Source organism: Psychrobacter sp. Pi2-51, assembly GCF_904846665.1.
GTDB lineage: Bacteria > Pseudomonadota > Gammaproteobacteria > Pseudomonadales > Moraxellaceae > Psychrobacter > Psychrobacter glaciei.
Genome location: NZ_CAJHBP010000024.1, coordinates 1 through 18,226 on the forward strand (window position 1 = coordinate 1; position 18,226 = coordinate 18,226).

Consider the following 18,226-nt stretch of genomic DNA (forward strand, 5'->3'; position numbering starts at 1 on the left):
AATTACCATTAAAAGAATAACGATTAATAATAAATAATAGTATTTCAAGGAGCAGTTATATGGGTATGTTTAGTTTTGCAAAAGACATCGGTGATAAGATTTTTAATCGTGACGACGAAAAGCATGATGCTAAATCAGAAACCAAAGCAGATGCTAGTACGCCTGTCGCCAGCGGTGAGCCTTCAGCACAATCGGTTGCTAACATTCTGCTGCGTCGCATCCAGCAGCAGAACCTCAATATCAGTAACCTAAAAATCAAATATAACGGTTCGACGGATACCGCTGAAATCAGTGGTAACGCCAAAACACAGGCTGACCGTGAAAAAGCCATTATCGCTATTGGTAATGTTCAAAACGTCGCTAAAGTCATTGATAACATTGATATCGAAGAAGACGCGCCTGAATCTACGATGTATACCGTAAAATCTGGTGACAGCCTATCTAAGATTGCTAAAGATGTTTATGGTTCATCTGGTGATTATACAAAAATCTTTGAAGCCAACAAGCCTATGCTGTCTGATCCAGACAAAATTTATCCTGGTCAAGTATTGCGCATTCCAAAGCCGTAATTTCTAATCCATAACTTCTAAGCTTAATTAGCATTAGCATGTCTAATAAAATAAAAAATGCCTCTTTAATAAGAGGCATTTTTGTGTCTAAAAGGAATAGGTTTACCGATTATTGATATTTAATTTTTCAGTTTGTTCGGTAAGCGCCCAATTAATATGTTCGTCCAGCATGTCGTTATGCAAGCCTAACTTAGATTGTAGATGAGAGACTATTTCTATACTGGGATTAGCATTGCCAAGTCCAATGGCGATATTGCGCAAAAAGTTCACATAGCCTGTGCGCCTGAGCGGACTGCCTTCAGTTTTTTTCATGAACTCTGCGTCTTGCCATTGCCACAGCTCAAGCAAACTGCTGTTATCAAGCTGATGCCGTGGCGTGAAGTCTTCTACGGTTGTAAGGTTGGCGTAGCGATTCCACGGACAAATGAGCTGACAGTCGTCACAACCGAAGACGCGATTGCCAATTGCGCGACGATATTTGGTATCAATGATGCCATCATGCTCAATCGTTAAATAAGAAATACAGGCAGAAGCATTGAGCTCGTAGGGCGCGACAATCGCTTGGGTTGGGCAGATATCAATACAGGCGCTGCAACTGCCGCAGTGCTCTTTTACTGGTTCATCATCCGGTAACTCAAGACTCATAAACAACTCACCCAGCACAAAGAACGAGCCCGCTTGTTTGTTTAGCAGTAGCGTATGCTTGCCTGTCCAGCCAAGTCCAGCTGCATCTGCAATAGGACGCTCAAAGATAGGGGCAGAGTCACTAAAAGGCCTGAAAATAAATTCTGCCTCAGCCCCAATATCCAGATGCTGCCATTCGGCAAGCATCGCTTCTATCTTTAAGGCTAATTGTTTTAAGCGGCTGCGCATCGTCTTATGATAATCGCGGCCTCTGGCATAACGCGCAATAATACCCTGATTGGGATGATCATCATCAGTGACCGCACGCGGGGTTGGTGTCTGAGTGAGGTAATCCATACGCACGCTGATGATGGTTTTTGCTCCTTCTACCAGTTGGGCAGGATGCGCACGTAGATGGTGATTGTTATGCATAAACTGCAATTGGCCTTCATAGCCTTTATCCAGCCACCGTTGCAATTGTTCAATTTGTTGGGTAAATAAAGGATGATGTACGGATAAGAAGCCACAGTCGGCAAACCCTAAAGACTGTGCTTGAGCCTTGATCCATTGCTTTACCTCTGCGGTGGTAGCAAACGTTGGGCTATTACTCACAGTAATCTTTTTTTCGGGCGCAGGGTTAGGCTCAGGAGACGTTTTCTGAGCTGATATCTGCTGAGTTGAAGAGTTAGATAAGTTTACTTTAGAAGGATTATTCATGTGTGATAGCAGGCAATAGAGTGAATACCGATATGATAAGCCAGTGAGCTAAGAGCGCAAGTATAAAAGCAAATAAACTCACATTTCATATTGATACATAAGTCAAAGTGAGCTTTTGCTAAGCTTAGACAAGCGAGTAACCAGCAAGTTTTGATATGATAAAAAACCAATAAAAATAATCGAGGAACGGTATGCAAACTCAATCCAATGTATTTTCATCAGACACAACGAGACCGATAGCCCTATATAGCAGCGAGCAAGTCTACGCTATGGAGCAAGCATGGTTTGCAGAAGGTTATGATAGCTTTGGATTAATGAAGCAAGCTGCTTGGCAAATGGCGCAGCATATAGAACAGCTCTATGAACAAAAGTATCTGAAAGCTCGTGCCTCAGCTGATCATAAAGTCTATCGACGTAATGCTTGTCAGCAACGAGCGAGTATCTGGGTAGGAAAGGGGAACAATGGCGGTGACGGTTGGCTTATTGCTTACTACCTGCAGCAGGCAGGTTGGCAGGTTAAAGTAATCACAGTCGGCTATACTATTGATGATATGGAGACAGACAATCAAGTAAAAACTGCTAATAAAGCAGACAAGCACGATCTTGTATCTGATGCTAAGCAAGCGCAACAAATAGCGCTATCTGCTAAGGTAAATTATCAACGCTTTGAGGATAGTAGTGCCAGTCAAAGTGAGATAAGAGAAACGGACTGGCAAGCTGATATTTATATCGATGCATTATTTGGTATCGGGCTGGACCGTGCACCTGAAGGGGTTTATGAGCAGGCTATTAGCGCCTTTAACAAGGTCACGCAATCCAATGATGCTTTGGCAATTGCCGTTGATATCCCGAGTGGCTTAGTGGCTTCTACTGGTCAAGTATTTGAGCGCATTGCCATACAAGCTGACGTGACGTTATGTTTGATTGCCCGTAAATTCGGCTTACATACTAAAGATGGCATGGACTATAGCGGGAGCGTGATTGATATACCGTTAATACCGACTCAGTCAAGCAACTCAGCCGCCACTCTAGTGACTGTAGCGCACGCTTTAAATGCTCGTCGACAGAACAGTTATAAAGGCAGCTATGGTCACGTCTTGGTCATCGGTGGTAATCGCATTGATGGCTCGCAAGGTATGGGCGGTGCAGCCATACTATCTGCCAGTAGTGTCATGGCGACAGGTGCGGGCAAAATTACCGTGGCTTGTCACGATGCCTTTCATGAGGCTTTATTAACGTCATTACCCGATGCGATGACAATTGATTTGCACGATAAAGAAGGGGTGAAGGCATTAATTAAAGAAGCTAGCGTTGTTACCATTGGCATGGGACTGGGGCGTGATAAAAAGGCACAAGCATTATTCATCAGTTATGTTCAGGCTGCTATAACAGAGAAAAAGCCACTGGTCATTGATGCCGACGGTCTTTATCATTTGTCATCATTGCAGATGGAGAGTCGTGAGCATCCTCATAAACACGAATTCATCGCTCAGCTGCGACAACACAGCATGGATCATCAGGTTTGTTTGACGCCGCATAGTGGTGAAGCGGCTAGGTTGCTTGATAAGAAAATTAGTGTAGTAGAAGATGACCGATTAGCAGCTATAAAACAGTGTGCTAAAACTTATGGCGGTGATTGGGTGCTAAAAGGCGCTGGTTCATTGGTACTGGAGCAAAGGATATTAGAGCAGAAGGGTTCGCAAGCGCATATTTATGTTTGCGGCGTAGGTAATGCTGGCATGGCCACCGCTGGCATGGGCGATGTATTGTCTGGGGTGATTGCTGGGTTGTTGGCACAACAAGATCTAGAAGACGAAGCGCGCTGCTTACACCAAGCGGTTCTGCTGCATGCGTTAGCAGGAGACGCCTTGGTGAATGATACTGACCATTACCAGCATAATAGCTCGCTACTGATTGGACAGCGCGGGCTACAAGCGCAAGATATGCCAGCGGCCATTCGTCATGTCATGCAATTGATTACCAATAAAAATTAAATAGGGTAGTGTGCCGTATTAAATAAAAACTAGGTCGTAGAGCCATTACAATACTGAGTGATGGCTTGTTGCACGCGCTCACGCTTAAGCTCGATTTCGCGACCATCTAAGTATTCACGTTTGCCATCACTATCCATCTCATAGATGCGCCCGCCAACGTTTAGATTGGTTAGGTTATTACGCAGTGATTGGCAGCGCTGCGCATTAGCCTGCGCTTCTTGATCCTTAATACGTGCTTCTAGCTGGGCAACGCGCTGTTCTTCTGCACTTTGAGTAGGTGTATTTTGGTTAGCCTCTGTTTTACCCGCTAGCTGACCTGCGTTATTCTGTCTACCATCGCTACGAAACTCGATCACTTCAATATTTCTGCCTTCTTGCGGTGCATGCTGGCTGTACTTCACTTCACCATGCGTACCAATCGATTTATACACTTGGATAGCATGACTGGCATTCATTGACAGCATTATCATACACGCAGTACTGATACTGATGAGCAGCTTGGCAGGGGTATGTATGGTAGACGTGTATGCCATAGTAGCGGTCCTCTTAGGGGGGTAAAAAATGAAGGTAGATATTTATTTAAAGGCAGTATTTACATCGATAAATAACAATATGAATACAGTAGCGTTTGATTTTAGCAAATAATGCTTATGAATGTACATTATTTAATAACTAATAGTTAGGGGTGGGTTTTAGAAGTTTTTCTTGACAATAGGACTCAAACCATTGAATATAATAGCAGTTGATTGGTCAGTGAGCGGCTTTTATGATATTGCCGTGGCACTTGAGAATGAGAACTGCGGGTTACTTATCGGTAGCTTACGTCGTTTTATTTTCTTTGTGATAATGATATGGCAAAAATGATGATCATAGCGATTATTATTAACGACTGTATATGTTGTCTCCGGACTTATCTGTCTACAATGACTAAGATAAACTTATTATTTGAAATACGCTAAGTGTGGATTTTTGCGGTTGTATTGCTTGCATTAAATGCAAAACAATATTTGGTTATGATGTTTTTTATTAGCCTATTATAAGATCAGATGATCTTAGGACGTAGTATTGGCTATTAGAATTATTTTATGACTTTAGCTATAGCAGCGCCTCTTTTATAAACACTATCGCTCATAAGTAATAAGCCTCTTTTATAGATGCATTCGTATCTTGTCATGGTATATCGATAAACTCCTGTCACAAAACTGACCCCAAATACATTGCTGTGTTTGAGTATTATCTTGCGTTGTACGACGCGATTGCTTAAATATAGTGGGCAGACATTCTTGATATGGACAAGGATTGGCAATCATTTTTATAAGATTTAAAATAACGCCCAAACGTGGTTGTTTTCTTTTATAAAATAATGCAAATTCTCGCCGCAAAAAAAGGTGATGACAGTGACGCAAACCACGCAAAGTCCGAATATGACGGGACATACCCAAACAGGTAATGCCGCCAAAAATTTTGAAGAAAAGCAACAACGTCTTGCTGAAGGTAGCAAGCAGCCTGTGATGCTATCTGGTGCTGAGATGCTGGTGCAATCGTTGACGGATGAGGGTGTCAAATATATTTTTGGCTATCCAGGCGGCGCAGTGCTGCACATTTATGACGCGTTGTTTCAGCAAGAAAACATCGAACATATTTTAGTGCGTCATGAGCAAGCAGCTGGCCATATGGCAGATGCTTATTCGCGAGTAACTGGTAACACAGGTGTCGTGCTGGCCACGTCAGGTCCTGGTGCTACCAATACAGTAACTGCGATTGCCACCGCCTTCATGGACTCAGTTCCGATGGTCGTGATTTCAGGTCAGGTACCGAGCAGCCTAATCGGTGAAGATGCGTTCCAAGAAACCGATATGATCGGGGTCTCTCGTCCTATCGTGAAGCATAGCTTTCAAGTACGCCATGCTAGCGAAATTCCAATGATTGTCAAAAAAGCCTTTTTTATTGCGCAGTCTGGTCGTCCAGGTCCTGTCGTCATTGACGTACCAAAAGATATGACCGCGCCTAGCGAAAAATATGCCTACGAATACCCAGATGAGGTGTTTATACGCTCGTACCAGCCTTCAGTGAAAGGGCATGGCGGCCAAATTAAAAAAGCAGTTGAGACCTTATTATCAGCGCAGCGTCCTGTTATCTATGCCGGTGGTGGCGTGATTTGGAGTAAAGCCCATAAAGAGCTGACCGAACTTGCACATCGTCTAAACTTGCCAGTGACCAATACGCTAATGGGTTTGGGAACATTCCCTGGCTCTGATCGTCAGTTCTTGGGTATGCTCGGTATGCACGGTACTTATGAAGCCAACATGAGCATGCATCATGCAGATGTTATTTTGGCAGTTGGTGCGCGTTTTGATGACCGTGTCACCAATAATGTCAAAAAATTCTGCCCGAATGCGACTATTATTCATATCGATATCGATCCAGCTTCTATCTCCAAGACTATTCTTGCCCACATTCCTATCGTTGGTGACGTAAAATCGGTTCTTACGGATATGTTGGAGATTATCGGTGAAGATAAAGAATTGGAGCAGCATGCCCTATTAGATTGGTGGTCACAGATTAATGAATGGCGTAAGCGTCATGGTCTGCGTTATGACACCAGTACCGAAAACGGCATCAAGCCACAAAGTGTCGTACAAGCACTAGACAGAGTGACCAACAGCAACGCCATTATCACCAGTGACGTCGGTCAGCATCAGATGTTTGCCGCGCTTTACTATACTTATCTAGAGCCGGGTCAGTGGCTCAATTCGGGTGGTTTAGGTACGATGGGTGTTGGCTTACCGTATGCAATGGCAGCCAAGCTTGCTAATCCAGATCGTGATGTGGTCTGTATTACTGGCGAAGGCTCTATTCAGATGAATATTCAAGAGCTATCGACATGCCTGCAATATAATCTACCAGTCAAAATCTTGAACCTAAACAACGCTCAGTTAGGTATGGTAAAACAGTGGCAAGACATGCTGTATGAAGGTCGTCATGCGTCATCCTATATGAATTCATTACCAGACTTTGTCAAGCTAGCTGAAAGTTATGGTCATGTCGGTATCAAGATTACCGATCCTGCCACCATGGAAGCACAAATTGCAGAAGCCATGGCAATGAAAGACAAGCTGGTATTTATTGACGTTTATGTCGATCGTAATGAGCATGTGTATCCAATGCAAATCGCTGGACAGACGATGCGTGATATGTGGTTAACCAAAGGGGAGCGTACCTAATGCAACAACAACATCTGATTTCGGTATTGATGGAAAACGAAGCGGGTTCGTTGTCGCGGTTAGTCGGCTTGTTCTCACAACGTGGTTATAATATCGAAACCTTAAACGTCGCCCCAACGGAAGATCCGAGTATTTCGCGTCTGACAGTGACGACGATTACTTCTCCTGAAAGAATTGAGCAGATCACCAAGCAATTGCATAAATTGATTGAAGTGGTTAAAGTGCTTAATCTATCAGACACCGTTCACGTTGAGCGCGAGTTAATGCTAGTCAAAGTTCGCGCAACGGGTAGCGTACGTGAAGAGATCAAACGCAGCGCAGATATTTTCCGTGCACAAATTGTTGACGTTAATGCCAATCTCTATACGATTCAGATCGTTGGTGATACGGCTAAGCTAGATGGTTTTATCGATACTATCGGTCGAGAACGTGTCTTAGAAGTGGTACGTTCGGGTGTGATTGGTATTGCACGTGGAGAAAAAACACTGAGTATTTAATACGCTTAGTGGCTGAGCAACTGAATAGTTAATCAAAACAATTTTAGTTATAATCTATCTATTTACCATTAACATAACGCTTATGTTAGTGACCATTTCACGATAATGGCTACTGCATAGGCGTTTACTATCCATGGCACGCCATGATTGAGGAAAAGGACTCTATTTATGAACGTTTATTATGATAAAGATTGCGATCTATCGATTATCCAAGGCAAAAAAGTTGCGATTATTGGTTACGGTTCACAAGGCCATGCACACGCACTTAACCTACAAGATTCAGACGTCGATGTGACTGTTGGTCTACGTGCAAACTCAAGCTCATGGAAAAAAGCGGAAAACGCTGGTCTAAAGGTTGCTGAAGTTGCTGATGCAGTTAAAGCTGCTGACGTGGTTATGATTTTGACTCCTGATGAGTTCCAAAAAGAGCTTTATAACAATGAGATTGAGCCTAACATCAAAGAAGGGGCTACGTTAGCTTTTGCTCATGGTTTCGCGATTCATTATAACCAAGTTGTTCCTCGCAGCGATCTTAATGTCATCATGGTTGCTCCAAAAGCACCTGGTCACACGGTTCGTAACGAATTCACCAAAGGTGGCGGTATTCCAGATTTGATCGCTATCTATCAAGACGCCTCAGGTCAAGCCAAGCAATTAGCTTTGTCTTACGCAGCTGGTGTTGGTGGTGGTCGTTCAGGTATCATCGAAACCACGTTCAAAGATGAAACTGAAACTGATCTATTTGGCGAGCAGGCCGTACTCTGTGGCGGTGCTGTTGAGCTAGTAAAAATGGGTTTTGAAACGCTAACAGAAGCGGGCTATGCGCCAGAAATGGCTTACTTTGAGTGTTTGCATGAGCTTAAGCTTATCGTTGACCTCATGTATGAAGGCGGTATCGCTGATATGAACTACTCAATCAGTAATAACGCTGAATATGGCGAATATGTGACTGGTCCTGAAGTCATCAATGAGCAATCACGTGAAGCTATGCGTAATGCGCTAAAACGCATCCAGTCTGGCGAATACGCAAAAATGTTCATCAGTGAAGGCGCAACCAACTATCCATCAATGACGGCTCGTCGTCGTAACAACGCTGAGCATCAAATCGAAGTGACTGGTGCTAAACTGCGCGGCATGATGCCTTGGATTGGTGGTAATAAAATCATTGATAAAGACAAAAACTAAGTCAATACTTATGATGGTAAGGCTTAATAAGTCTTAACAGACCCCGTGTTATCAAGTGATAGCACGGGGTTTTTATTGCTATCAGTAGTGCGTGATGGTTCGATATTACCTTTCACTCATTATAGCGGTTGAAAACCAGTAACCCACACCCAATGTAGGCAAGCGTCGGTTCAGTTACATGACTATGTCGGTGGTTGGTCGGTGGTTGTCGGTGGTTGTTTCTCTTCTTATTTTTTCCATAGATTACAGGTTGTATGTTGTGCAAATATCTTTTCCAGACTGGCTAACGCCGCAATTCGTGTATATTACTCTTAGTGCTGTCGTGGCTGTTTTGATTTGGATCGAAGGTGAGATGCTCAAAGGCACCGATGGCAAGCTGCCACAATCTAAGTTTTTTCAAATCAGCTCGCTGCTAGACACTTCATGGTTTTTTATCTCTGTGGTGATGTTATACGTGATCGATCTAACGCCGTTAGCGGTTGCAGTACCTGCGGCATACGGGATTTATACGGTGTTTGGTTGGGTTTACGGCACCAGATTGTTAAAGCGTAAAGGTATCCCAGATTCACCCAAAGATTTGGTCATACCAGCTAAATATATTGCTTATAGCCAATCGTTTTCTTTGATATTTTTTGCTCTTTGTTTACTGGTGTTGACCTCACCATGGCTACCTATAGCACAGTAAATGTATGCAAAAAATGGTGAAATCTAATTTTTATTATTGAATATATATAACAAGAATATTAAAATTGACAGTAATAAACAGGGTCTAGAAGAGATAACGAGCCATCAAAATATGATGCCAAAGGGTTATCAAAGGCTTCTTATATTGTTTACAAAACTCTGTAATTTAATATGTTGCAGTCAAAAAAAACTGTTATAATCAAGCTGTACTCAATGGATTTTAGGCAAAAACCATAAGTTATCTCTTTGATATATTATGAGTTTGAGCCGTCGCATTCAGCAAAGAATCTAGGGTATATATCAATTAATCGGTGATGACACACGTCTCGCCAACAGTTAAAGAGTCAGGAAAATTTATGTCAGATAAAGTTGAAGGCACTGTAAAGTGGTTTAATGAAGCTAAAGGTTTTGGTTTTATCGCTCAAGACAATGGCGGACAAGACGTATTCGCTCACTACAGCGCTATCCAAGGTGGCGGTTTCAAAACCCTAGCTGAAGGCCAAAAAGTATCTTTCATCTTAGGTGATGGCAAAAAAGGCCCACAAGCTGAGCAAATCGAAGCCATCTAATTTTAACGGCTGTTGAGTATCACTGTTAACAGTATTCTCAGCAATGTTAATTTTAATAAGATGTATAGATTTCTTTGTTTGTTAAAACAATAAAAATACTGTTTAGACTTTAAAGAAAAGCAACCTCTCATCAGGTTGCTTTTTTTGTGCCATTTATTTCACATTGAAAATAACTGTCGTTAAATACTAGCGGTTTGAACGGTCGATGATTCCAGATAATGTAACGTATTTACGTAATAAAAATGCAGGAAAGAGGGTGTTTTATGAAGTGGCATACATGGTTTTCAATTGAATGGCAGCAAGTATTGGGTATTTCATTATCAGCGCTTGGGTTTTATTTAGGACTCATGTTATTTACGCGATTGATGGGGCTACGAAGTTTTTCTAAGCTCTCGAGCCATGATTTTGCCATGACAGTTGGTATTGGTAGCATACTGGCCTCAACAGTGTTGTCCGATAGCCCGTCTTTGTTACAAGGCTTATTCGCCGTTGCTGTGCTATTTATGATTCAAGGGGTTATCTCAGCTATCAGACGTAAAGTCAAACCCTTGAAATCCTTGATTGATAATCAGGCCATCATATTAATGGCGCATGGTGAATATTTTTTGGATAACCTAAAAGAAGCGAATTTGAGTACCAGTGATGTGCAAGAAGTACTACGCAAAAATGGGCTCAAATCCAAGAGCGAAGTCTTTGCAGTTATTATGGAAACCACAGGGGACATGAGTGTCATTAAAAATGATAACACCATTCCCGATTGGTCGTTGTTTGATGATATTCGTGATAGTGATTTGTTGATTAAGCCTGATAAAAGCACTTTATAAATTGTTTTAAGGGCATAAAAAGCATTGAGGTGATAAATAATAACAAAACGTTAAGTAAGTAATGCGATGATAATGCTATAAAGGGCAAAAGGTTAAGCCCCTTATTAGAATGAAACCGTAAATAATAGGTCTATAAACTATTTTTTTAAGAATAGTGACAAATTTATGACGCATTATTCACGGCACTGCCTTGACCTTAAGGCGCTGCTCGCGCAAGATAGATAGGTCTGATAATAACGGTTGGCTTAGCTTTAACAGATTTGATGAGTAGGGAATAGTAGACCGATACCCTTTGGTATTGTTTTGGCATTTCTGACTATTAATTTGCTGTTGAGGCAGTAACGACCTTAAGTAGCACTTTGAACGACGATTTGAACGACAGTTTAAAAGATGAACCTTTGGTTCTTAACTGACAATTTTTTAATTCATAACATTAATAAACGAGGAACGTATGAAAGCATTAGTAGCGGTCAAGCGTGTCATTGATTATAACGTAAAAGTTCGTGTAAAAGCTGATAACTCTGGCGTGGATCTATCTAACACTAAGATGTCAATCAACCCTTTTGATGAAATTGCAGTAGAAGAAGCCGTTCGTCTAAAAGAAGCGGGTGTGATTGATGAAATCATTGTTGCGTCTATTGGTCCAAAAGAGTCACAAGAGCAAATCCGTGCAGCGCTAGCATTGGGTGCTGATCGTGGTGTTTTAGTATTGACTGATGCCAAGCCTTATCCACTGCAAATCGCTAAGATTCTGAAAAGCATTGCTGAGTCTGAATCTACAGATATTATCCTATTAGGTAAGCAAGCGATTGATGACGACAACAACCAAACTGGTCAGATGCTAGCCGCATTGATGGGCATTGGTCAGGGTACGTTTGCCTCAGAAGTGAAAGTTGAAGGCGATAAAGTTAACGTCACGCGTGAAATCGATGGTGGTTTACAAACGCTTGCACTTGACTTGCCAGCGGTGATTACGACTGATTTGCGTTTGAATGAGCCACGTTATGCCAAACTGCCTAACATCATGAAAGCGAAGAAAAAGCCACTTGATGAAAAAACGCCAGCAGATTTTGGTGTTGATATGGCTTCTAAGCAAGAGATTATTAAAGTTGTGCCACCTGCTGAACGTAAAGCTGGTATTACAGTGAAGTCAGTTGATGAATTGGTCGATAAGCTAAGAAACGAAGCAAAAGTAATCTAGTACTTTGTTATAGCGTATTCTGCGTAAAATTATCATGACGCTGCTCGTGTATTTTAAAGCTAAGCGTACGAATAATTTTATGAACAGATGACCACATGAATAGATGATACGAACAAATAAAGGATAAAAACAATGGCAATTTTGGTATATGCAGAACACGACAATGCCAGTCTAAAAAAGGCAACTTTAAACACTATCGCTGCTGCTAAACAAATGGGTAGTGATGTCCATGTATTGGTCGCCGGTAGCGGCGCGCAAGCAGTGGCTGATGAAGCAGCAAAAGCTGAAGGCGTGGCTAAAGTACTACTGGCCGACAATGCGGCTTATGAGCATCAATTGGCTGGTAACATAGCGCTATTGGTTGCTGATATTGCTGGTGATTACAGCCATATCATTGCACCTGCTACGACGACTGGCAAAAACTTCATGCCACGTGTTGCGGCATTACTTGATGTGAGCATGTTGTCAGAAATCTCTGCTGTCGTAGATGCGCAAACTTTTGAGCGTCCTATCTATGCAGGCAACGCAACAGCGACTGTTAAAACATCAGAAGATAAAGTGGTATTGACTGTACGTACGACCGCATTTGATCCAGTCGCGAGCGAAGGTGGTTCAGCCACAGTTGAAGCAATCGATAACGTACAAGAAACAGGTAAATCAAGCTTTGTTAACGAAGAGATGGCGAAATCTGACCGTCCTGAATTGACCTCAGCTGGTATTGTTGTCTCTGGTGGTCGTGCATTGGCCAATGGTGAGAACTTCACTAAGTACATCGAGCCATTAGCCGACAAATTAGGCGCAGCGGTTGGTGCATCACGTGCTGCTGTTGATGCAGGCTATGTACCAAACGATATGCAGGTCGGTCAAACGGGTAAAATCGTTGCACCGGATCTATATATCGCTGCTGGTATCTCAGGTGCTATTCAGCATCTAGCTGGTATGAAAGACTCTAAAGTCATCGTTGCTATCAACAATGACCCAGAAGCGCCTATCGCTAGCGTTGCGGATTACTTCTTAGAAGCTGATTTGTTTGAAGCATTGCCTGAGCTAACCAGCAAGGTGTAAGCTTGAACGATTAAGCATCTGATATCGCTTAATCTATGATAAATCGTAAAGCCTCCGATTCAATGAATCGGGGGCTTTTTTATGGGATATTTTAGATGCTGATATTTTCTATGCCACTTTTTATATCGCTGTAATTTAGCTTATTTTTATTATTATTCTCAAAGTGATAATACGCCTTAGAGTTTATCTCGATTTTATAAGACCTATCAAAATGAGGGCACACGCTAGTCAAATCGATAAATGTCAGCTACTATACTGATACTATCATTTGATTTGTATTTTTTTAGATTGATCTGACTACAGATGACTAAATGATAGACCAATTAATTAGTACGTTAAGGGATTAGGAGATACTAATGGAGGCAGGATTAAACATGTCAGAACGCTTACCTCAGGAATGGAATGATTGGGTAACAACGAATATGATGCGCGGTGTTCGAGCAGAGACAATCGTTCAAACACTAAAGGATAATCGCTTTTCAGATGCTCAAATAAAAGTCGCACTGAGTGATGATTTGAAGGTAGCAGCAAACGACAGTAAACAACCTATTCGTAGGCTACCAAATAACTGGAAAGAATGGGTCGCTACCAATTTGCTTGAAGGCACGAGTAAAAACAGTATTGCGAACGTATTGACGCAGCAAGGGTTTAGTCATGCGGAGATATTACTAGAAATAGAAACGGCTTCTAAAAGTCCTTACCTACAGGCAGGCGTTAAAGCCGCTAAGCTCCTAAAAAAACGAGAATGGCTGCTTAGCACCTGCGATGACTTGGCCAAGTTAGATCCTGGTTATAACAAGCAAATTGATGTGATCGATACGCCACCGTTTGAGGTGTTTATTAAAGATTACTATAGTAAACATAAGCCTGTGGTACTAAAAAAAGGCATTGATCATTGGCCAGCACTAAAAAAATGGAGCCCGCAGTATTTTGCAGATACGTTGGGAGATGCAGAAATTCAGGTGCAGTTCAACCGCGAGAATGATGCGCTTTTTGAACGTCATTCTGATAAGTATCGTAAATCAATGCTGATGTCTGAATTTGTCAATATGATAGAAAATGACGGTGAAAGTAACAACTATTATATGACTGCTAATAACACGCAACAAAACGTTGAAACCATTAAACCGGCACTTGATGACATTGGTGATTTTGGTAAAGGTTATCGACAGCTTTTGGACAATGATGCGGCCTTTAGTACGTATTTTTGGATGGGACCCAAAGGAACATTTACGCCGCTACACCACGATTTGACCAATAATATGCTGGTTCAAGTATATGGTGCTAAGAAAGTAACATTGATTCCAGCATGGCAAGTACCTTGGTTATACAATGATTTGCACGTATATAGTGAAGTGGATTTTCCTACTTTCGATCTGAAGAAACATCCTTTGATGCGGCATGTGACCCCAGTTGAAATCACTATTGAAGCTGGCGACGCATTATTCATTCCTATCGGGTGGTGGCATTGTGTGAATGGACTGGAAAAATCTATTAGTATTAGTTTTACTAACTTTAATGCACCGAATAACTATTCTGCAAGCTTTATGGAAGCACAAAACTGATGTGTATGTAGAGTTGAGTGAATAAGATCTAAATAAAAAAAAGACTGAATAAACATATTTATTCAGTCTTTTTTTTATCAATCTTTTATCTGTACTACATAAATGACAGTGCGCTTTAGGAGTAGCTTCTTTGACGTAGCGTTTCATATAAGCATAATGAGCCTGCAATGGCGACATTGAGGCTTTCTTGGCCATTGGGCTGTGGTAGAGCGATAGGGGTGGCACACTGCATCAGTTCATCGCAAACGCCTTGACCTTCATGTCCCATAATCCAAGCGATTGGCTCTTTTAAGTCATGTTGATAAATAATCGTATCGGTATGTGAACTGGTCGCTAAAAGTGGTACTTGGACATAATCTAAGATGTCTTGCACACTTAGACCTTCATAGATAGTTAGGGCAAACTGCGCACCCATACCTGCTCTTAGCGTCTTAGGAGACCATGCTTGCGCTGTGGCATCGGTACAGAGTATGTTCTTGATGCCAACTGCTGCTGCGGTGCGTAGTAGGGTACCAACATTACCACTGTCTTGGACATCATTCAGAATCAGGCAGTCATCATTGATTATCGCTAAGCTAGGCGTCGGTATATTAATAAGCGCCATGATATCGATACCCGTACCCAAGCTACGAATACTCTCATATAGCGAGTCTGATAGCGTTAGAATAGGCGTATAAGTCGGCAGACGAGTTAAAACCTGCTGCACCTCAGAATGCTGATGTGCGGATTCTGCTAGCAATATTTGGGTAAACGGGTAGTCGCTACGCAGAGCTGCATCGATGAGATGAATCCCTTCGATGACAGTTTGACCTTGTTTTTTACGCTGTCGAGCTTGCGCCAATAGTGCCTTGACCAGTTTGACCGTCGTATTTTTATCTGAGGTAATCAGCTCGGTGGGATTTGCTACCATAATGGATCGCTTAGAAAAAAAGATAGAGAATTTGGACACTCATTATAAATCCACATCAATAATGGACATTATAATGAGTGTTACCGGACTGGTTCAGCTGACTTATTTATCAGTGTGCTTTACATGTAAGTCTTTAATATAATTGACTTCATTCTTGCTACCGAGTACCACTGGGACGCGCTGATGAATATCCGTCGGTTCGATATCTAGGATACGATGGACAGCATCAGTAGCACCGCCACCAGCACGCTCGATTAATAAGCTCATTGGGTTGGCCTCATACATCAAGCGCAATTTTCCTGCTTTGTGAGCGTATTTGGTGTCAAACGGATAAGTAAAGAGACCACCGCGGCATAAGATACGGTGCACATCACCAACCATGGCGGCAACCCAGCGGGTGTTGAAATCGCGACCACGCACACCAGCTTCGCCAGCAATCAGTTCATCGATATACTGTTGCATGGGCGCGCGCCAATAGCGATAATTTGAGCTATTGATCGCATACTCGCTTGTATCAGCATCAATTTGGACATGGTCTTCAATGAGTACATAATCATTGGTGTCTGGATCTAAGCTAAACATGACAACGTTATCTGCTATGGTCAATGCTAGGACGGTAGAGGTGCCGTATAACAAATAGCCAGCTGCTAGCTGCTTATTACCCGCTTGCAAATAATCGCTATTTTCACTTGTCTGACCTTGACGCTCATACGGTAAAATAGAGAAAATAGTGCCCACTGCCATATTGATGTCGATATTTGATGAGCCATCAAGGGGGTCGAACAATACCAAAAGACTGCCATCAGCATTGGCGGCGGTAGCATCATCAAGCTCTTCTGAGGCAACACCTGCGCAATGAGTATTTTTTGCCAACGCATCAAGCAATAAATCATTTGCCAGTACGTCTAGTTTTTTTTGCTCTTCGCCTTGGACGTTTTGATTGCCGGCTTCACCCAAGATATCTGCCAACGCTCCTTTTCTAAGCAACTGCGAAATAGTTTTGCCAACGTCTGTGACCGTCATAATGACGTCATTCAGTGCAGGGCTGGTCGCATTGGCGTTTAAATAGTGTGCTAAGGTCGTCATGAGGCTTCCTAATAAATGGCCTAGAAATTTGAAAAAAGATAAGCGCTAAAGCAGTTTGCAGGTAGCATTAGCCACTCTTGGAGCAGGTAAATATTTAAATAGGTGGTACGGTGTCTTTGTCCCACACACAAAATCAGCTACACTATCTCTGTTATTATTCATTGATAGTTTTAGAGTACTGGTTTTTTATTGTGGTGGGTATAGGTCTATGACTATTATCTAATAGCGCTGCCGAACTTGTTTTACATCGCTTATACTATTAGGGTAAATTGTAGCAAATAAGCGCCTAAATGTCCCTGTATCTGTGCGTATCCGCTATAAATGAACAAACAAAGATGAATAATCCGTTATTATTGACTCATATAAACCAACGATAAAGACTTGTCATTATGTCAAATTCTATTGATAGTAGCGCAACACACACCATCTCACCGACAGATTATGCCAAATTCGACCCCGATACTATTCATCAAAAACTAAATACCTCGTTGAGTCGTCCACAGCTTAATATAGATGGCGGCATCCGGCATTTTTTGGGCGTAGAAGGGTTAAATAAAGCCCAATTGCAGGCGATTATTGCCAAAGCTGAGACATTTTTTGATGATAATGGACAACTAATCAATCGTCCTGAGCTGGAAGGCTACACGGTGATGAATCTGTTTTTTGAACCATCAACGCGTACGCGCACGACCTTTGAAGTGGCAGAAAAACGCCTAGGTGCTAATGTGCTCAATATTGATATTGAACGCTCTAGCACCAAAAAAGGCGAAAGCCTGCGAGATACCTTGTGGAACCTACAAGCCATGACAGCGGATATTTTTGTCGTACGCCATTCTGCTTCAGGCGCTGCCCACTTTATGGCGACCGAAGTCACACCAGACATTGCTATCATCAATGGCGGTGATGGCTGGCATGCCCATCCGACCCAAGGCATGCTGGATATGCTCACCATTCACCGTGAAGCGCCGCGTCCTTTTGAAGAATTATCGGTGGCAATCGTTGGAGATATAAAGCATTCACGCGTCGCGCGCTCGGACATCAGCGCCTTGCAAACGCTAGGGGTTACAGATATTCGCGTCTGCGCACCACGTACATTATTGCCCAAAGGTATTGAGCGTTTTGGTGTACAAGTTTATGAAAATATGGATGAGTGCGTGACAGACTGCGATGTGATTATGGGCTTGAGAATTCAAAACGAGCGTATTGGCTCGCCATTACTGGCGTCATCAAATGAATACTATAAGCACTATGGCATCACTCCAGAGCGGGTCGCACTTGCTAAACCTGATGCGTTGGTGATGCACCCAGGACCTATGAATCGTGGGGTGGAGATTGCCTCTAGCGTTGCCGATGGGGCACAATCTGTGATTTTAAAGCAGGTGAATAACGGTATTGCTATTCGTATGGCGGTATTGTCGCTTGCGATGGAAGGTCAACGCGCTCATCAAGCAGCTAGTAAGTAATCGCTGCCGCGCTGTTTTATTCTCACTTATTTTATTGATACGGTAATAA

17 protein-coding genes are annotated in these 18,226 nt (G+C 42.4%); 13 read left to right on the forward strand and 4 right to left on the reverse strand.

The features are described 5' to 3' along the window. Positions 1-59 precede the first annotated feature (59 nt). Positions 60-569: a peptidoglycan-binding protein LysM gene (gene lysM / locus JMY08_RS11340; protein ID WP_010196747.1), complete on the forward strand. Its 510-nt coding sequence runs from the start codon at positions 60-62 to the stop codon at positions 567-569. Between the two features lie 102 nt (positions 570-671). On the opposite strand, the gene queG is transcribed toward lysM, so the two are convergent. Continuing rightward, positions 672-1,910 (reverse strand): tRNA epoxyqueuosine(34) reductase QueG, encoded by a 1,239-nt coding sequence (queG, locus tag JMY08_RS11345; RefSeq protein ID WP_201593424.1) that lies wholly within the window; start codon positions 1,908-1,910, stop codon positions 672-674. Between the two features lie 191 nt (positions 1,911-2,101). Here queG and JMY08_RS11350 point away from each other — a divergent pair, with 191 nt between their 5' ends. Further along, positions 2,102-3,904: an NAD(P)H-hydrate dehydratase gene (locus JMY08_RS11350; protein ID WP_201593426.1), complete on the forward strand. Its 1,803-nt coding sequence runs from the start codon at positions 2,102-2,104 to the stop codon at positions 3,902-3,904. A gap of 29 nt (positions 3,905-3,933) precedes the next feature. Here JMY08_RS11350 and JMY08_RS11355 read toward each other — a convergent pair whose 3' ends face one another. Next, positions 3,934-4,437 carry a DUF4124 domain-containing protein gene (locus JMY08_RS11355; protein WP_010196759.1) on the reverse strand — a complete coding sequence of 168 codons (504 nt, stop codon included), beginning with the start codon at positions 4,435-4,437 and terminating at the stop codon, positions 3,934-3,936. A 193-nt stretch (positions 4,438-4,630) separates the two neighbouring features. Between JMY08_RS11355 and JMY08_RS11360 the strand changes: the two genes are divergently transcribed. The 10 genes from JMY08_RS11360 (at position 4,631) to JMY08_RS11405 (ending at position 14,718) form a co-directional block, all read left to right on the forward strand. Beyond that, the gene (locus JMY08_RS11360) at positions 4,631-4,768 is read left to right on the forward strand and encodes a hypothetical protein (protein ID WP_201593428.1); all 138 of its coding nucleotides are present in this window, start codon (positions 4,631-4,633) and stop codon (positions 4,766-4,768) included. A gap of 527 nt (positions 4,769-5,295) precedes the next feature. Beyond that, positions 5,296-7,128 carry an acetolactate synthase 3 large subunit gene (locus JMY08_RS11365; RefSeq protein ID WP_201593430.1) on the forward strand — a complete coding sequence of 611 codons (1,833 nt, stop codon included), beginning with the start codon at positions 5,296-5,298 and terminating at the stop codon, positions 7,126-7,128. Continuing rightward, entirely contained in the window at positions 7,128-7,625 is a 498-nt protein-coding gene (gene ilvN / locus JMY08_RS11370) for an acetolactate synthase small subunit (RefSeq protein WP_010196775.1), read from the forward strand. Before JMY08_RS11365 ends, ilvN begins: the two co-directional genes overlap by 1 nt. A 168-nt stretch (positions 7,626-7,793) precedes the next feature. Then, the gene (ilvC, locus tag JMY08_RS11375) at positions 7,794-8,810 is read left to right on the forward strand and encodes a ketol-acid reductoisomerase (protein ID WP_010196778.1); all 1,017 of its coding nucleotides are present in this window, start codon (positions 7,794-7,796) and stop codon (positions 8,808-8,810) included. 259 nt (positions 8,811-9,069) lie between these two features. Then, a complete protein-coding gene (locus JMY08_RS11380; protein WP_010196781.1) occupies positions 9,070-9,495 on the forward strand; it encodes a hypothetical protein in 426 nt (141 codons plus the stop codon). Positions 9,496-9,850: 355 nt separating this feature from the next. Next, entirely contained in the window at positions 9,851-10,063 is a 213-nt protein-coding gene (locus tag JMY08_RS11385) for a cold-shock protein (protein WP_010196799.1), read from the forward strand. Between the two features lie 263 nt (positions 10,064-10,326). Then, positions 10,327-10,887, forward strand: coding sequence for a DUF421 domain-containing protein (locus JMY08_RS11390; RefSeq protein WP_201593431.1), 561 nt, complete (start codon positions 10,327-10,329; stop codon positions 10,885-10,887). Between the two features lie 451 nt (positions 10,888-11,338). Continuing rightward, positions 11,339-12,088 (forward strand): electron transfer flavoprotein subunit beta/FixA family protein, encoded by a 750-nt coding sequence (locus JMY08_RS11395; protein WP_010196801.1) that lies wholly within the window; start codon positions 11,339-11,341, stop codon positions 12,086-12,088. A gap of 132 nt (positions 12,089-12,220) precedes the next feature. Continuing rightward, positions 12,221-13,153 carry an electron transfer flavoprotein subunit alpha/FixB family protein gene (locus JMY08_RS11400; RefSeq protein WP_010196802.1) on the forward strand — a complete coding sequence of 311 codons (933 nt, stop codon included), beginning with the start codon at positions 12,221-12,223 and terminating at the stop codon, positions 13,151-13,153. Positions 13,154-13,527: 374 nt separating this feature from the next. Next, complete coding sequence (locus JMY08_RS11405; RefSeq protein WP_201593432.1) at positions 13,528-14,718, forward strand: cupin-like domain-containing protein; 1,191 nt, start codon at positions 13,528-13,530, stop codon at positions 14,716-14,718. 115 nt (positions 14,719-14,833) lie between these two features. Here JMY08_RS11405 and JMY08_RS11410 read toward each other — a convergent pair whose 3' ends face one another. Together JMY08_RS11410 and JMY08_RS11415 are read right to left on the reverse strand one after the other, a co-directional pair. Next, positions 14,834-15,628 (reverse strand): TrmH family RNA methyltransferase, encoded by a 795-nt coding sequence (locus tag JMY08_RS11410; RefSeq protein WP_010196807.1) that lies wholly within the window; start codon positions 15,626-15,628, stop codon positions 14,834-14,836. A gap of 102 nt (positions 15,629-15,730) precedes the next feature. Continuing rightward, positions 15,731-16,714, reverse strand: a complete 984-nt coding sequence (locus JMY08_RS11415) for a class 1 fructose-bisphosphatase (RefSeq protein WP_201593433.1) — start codon at positions 16,712-16,714, stop codon at positions 15,731-15,733. Positions 16,715-17,103: 389 nt separating this feature from the next. On the opposite strand from JMY08_RS11415, the gene JMY08_RS11420 reads away from it, so the two are divergent. Further along, positions 17,104-18,177 carry an aspartate carbamoyltransferase catalytic subunit gene (locus JMY08_RS11420; protein ID WP_010196811.1) on the forward strand — a complete coding sequence of 358 codons (1,074 nt, stop codon included), beginning with the start codon at positions 17,104-17,106 and terminating at the stop codon, positions 18,175-18,177. Positions 18,178-18,226: the final 49 nt, after the last annotated feature.

Coding starts and splice junctions, on each gene's coding strand:
- JMY08_RS11365 (WP_201593430.1), top strand. CDS start 5,296: ATGACAGTGACGCAAACCACGCAAAGTCCGAATATGACGGGACATACC.
- JMY08_RS11395 (WP_010196801.1), top strand. CDS start 11,339: ATGAAAGCATTAGTAGCGGTCAAGCGTGTCATTGATTATAACGTAAAA.
- JMY08_RS11385 (WP_010196799.1), top strand. CDS start 9,851: ATGTCAGATAAAGTTGAAGGCACTGTAAAGTGGTTTAATGAAGCTAAA.
- lysM (WP_010196747.1), top strand. CDS start 60: ATGGGTATGTTTAGTTTTGCAAAAGACATCGGTGATAAGATTTTTAAT.
- JMY08_RS11415 (WP_201593433.1), bottom strand. CDS start 16,714: ATGACGACCTTAGCACACTATTTAAACGCCAATGCGACCAGCCCTGCA.
- JMY08_RS11410 (WP_010196807.1), bottom strand. CDS start 15,628: ATGGTAGCAAATCCCACCGAGCTGATTACCTCAGATAAAAATACGACG.
- ilvC (WP_010196778.1), top strand. CDS start 7,794: ATGAACGTTTATTATGATAAAGATTGCGATCTATCGATTATCCAAGGC.
- JMY08_RS11355 (WP_010196759.1), bottom strand. CDS start 4,437: ATGGCATACACGTCTACCATACATACCCCTGCCAAGCTGCTCATCAGT.
- queG (WP_201593424.1), bottom strand. CDS start 1,910: ATGAATAATCCTTCTAAAGTAAACTTATCTAACTCTTCAACTCAGCAG.
- JMY08_RS11350 (WP_201593426.1), top strand. CDS start 2,102: ATGCAAACTCAATCCAATGTATTTTCATCAGACACAACGAGACCGATA.
- JMY08_RS11420 (WP_010196811.1), top strand. CDS start 17,104: ATGTCAAATTCTATTGATAGTAGCGCAACACACACCATCTCACCGACA.
- JMY08_RS11405 (WP_201593432.1), top strand. CDS start 13,528: ATGTCAGAACGCTTACCTCAGGAATGGAATGATTGGGTAACAACGAAT.
- ilvN (WP_010196775.1), top strand. CDS start 7,128: ATGCAACAACAACATCTGATTTCGGTATTGATGGAAAACGAAGCGGGT.
- JMY08_RS11400 (WP_010196802.1), top strand. CDS start 12,221: ATGGCAATTTTGGTATATGCAGAACACGACAATGCCAGTCTAAAAAAG.
- JMY08_RS11390 (WP_201593431.1), top strand. CDS start 10,327: ATGAAGTGGCATACATGGTTTTCAATTGAATGGCAGCAAGTATTGGGT.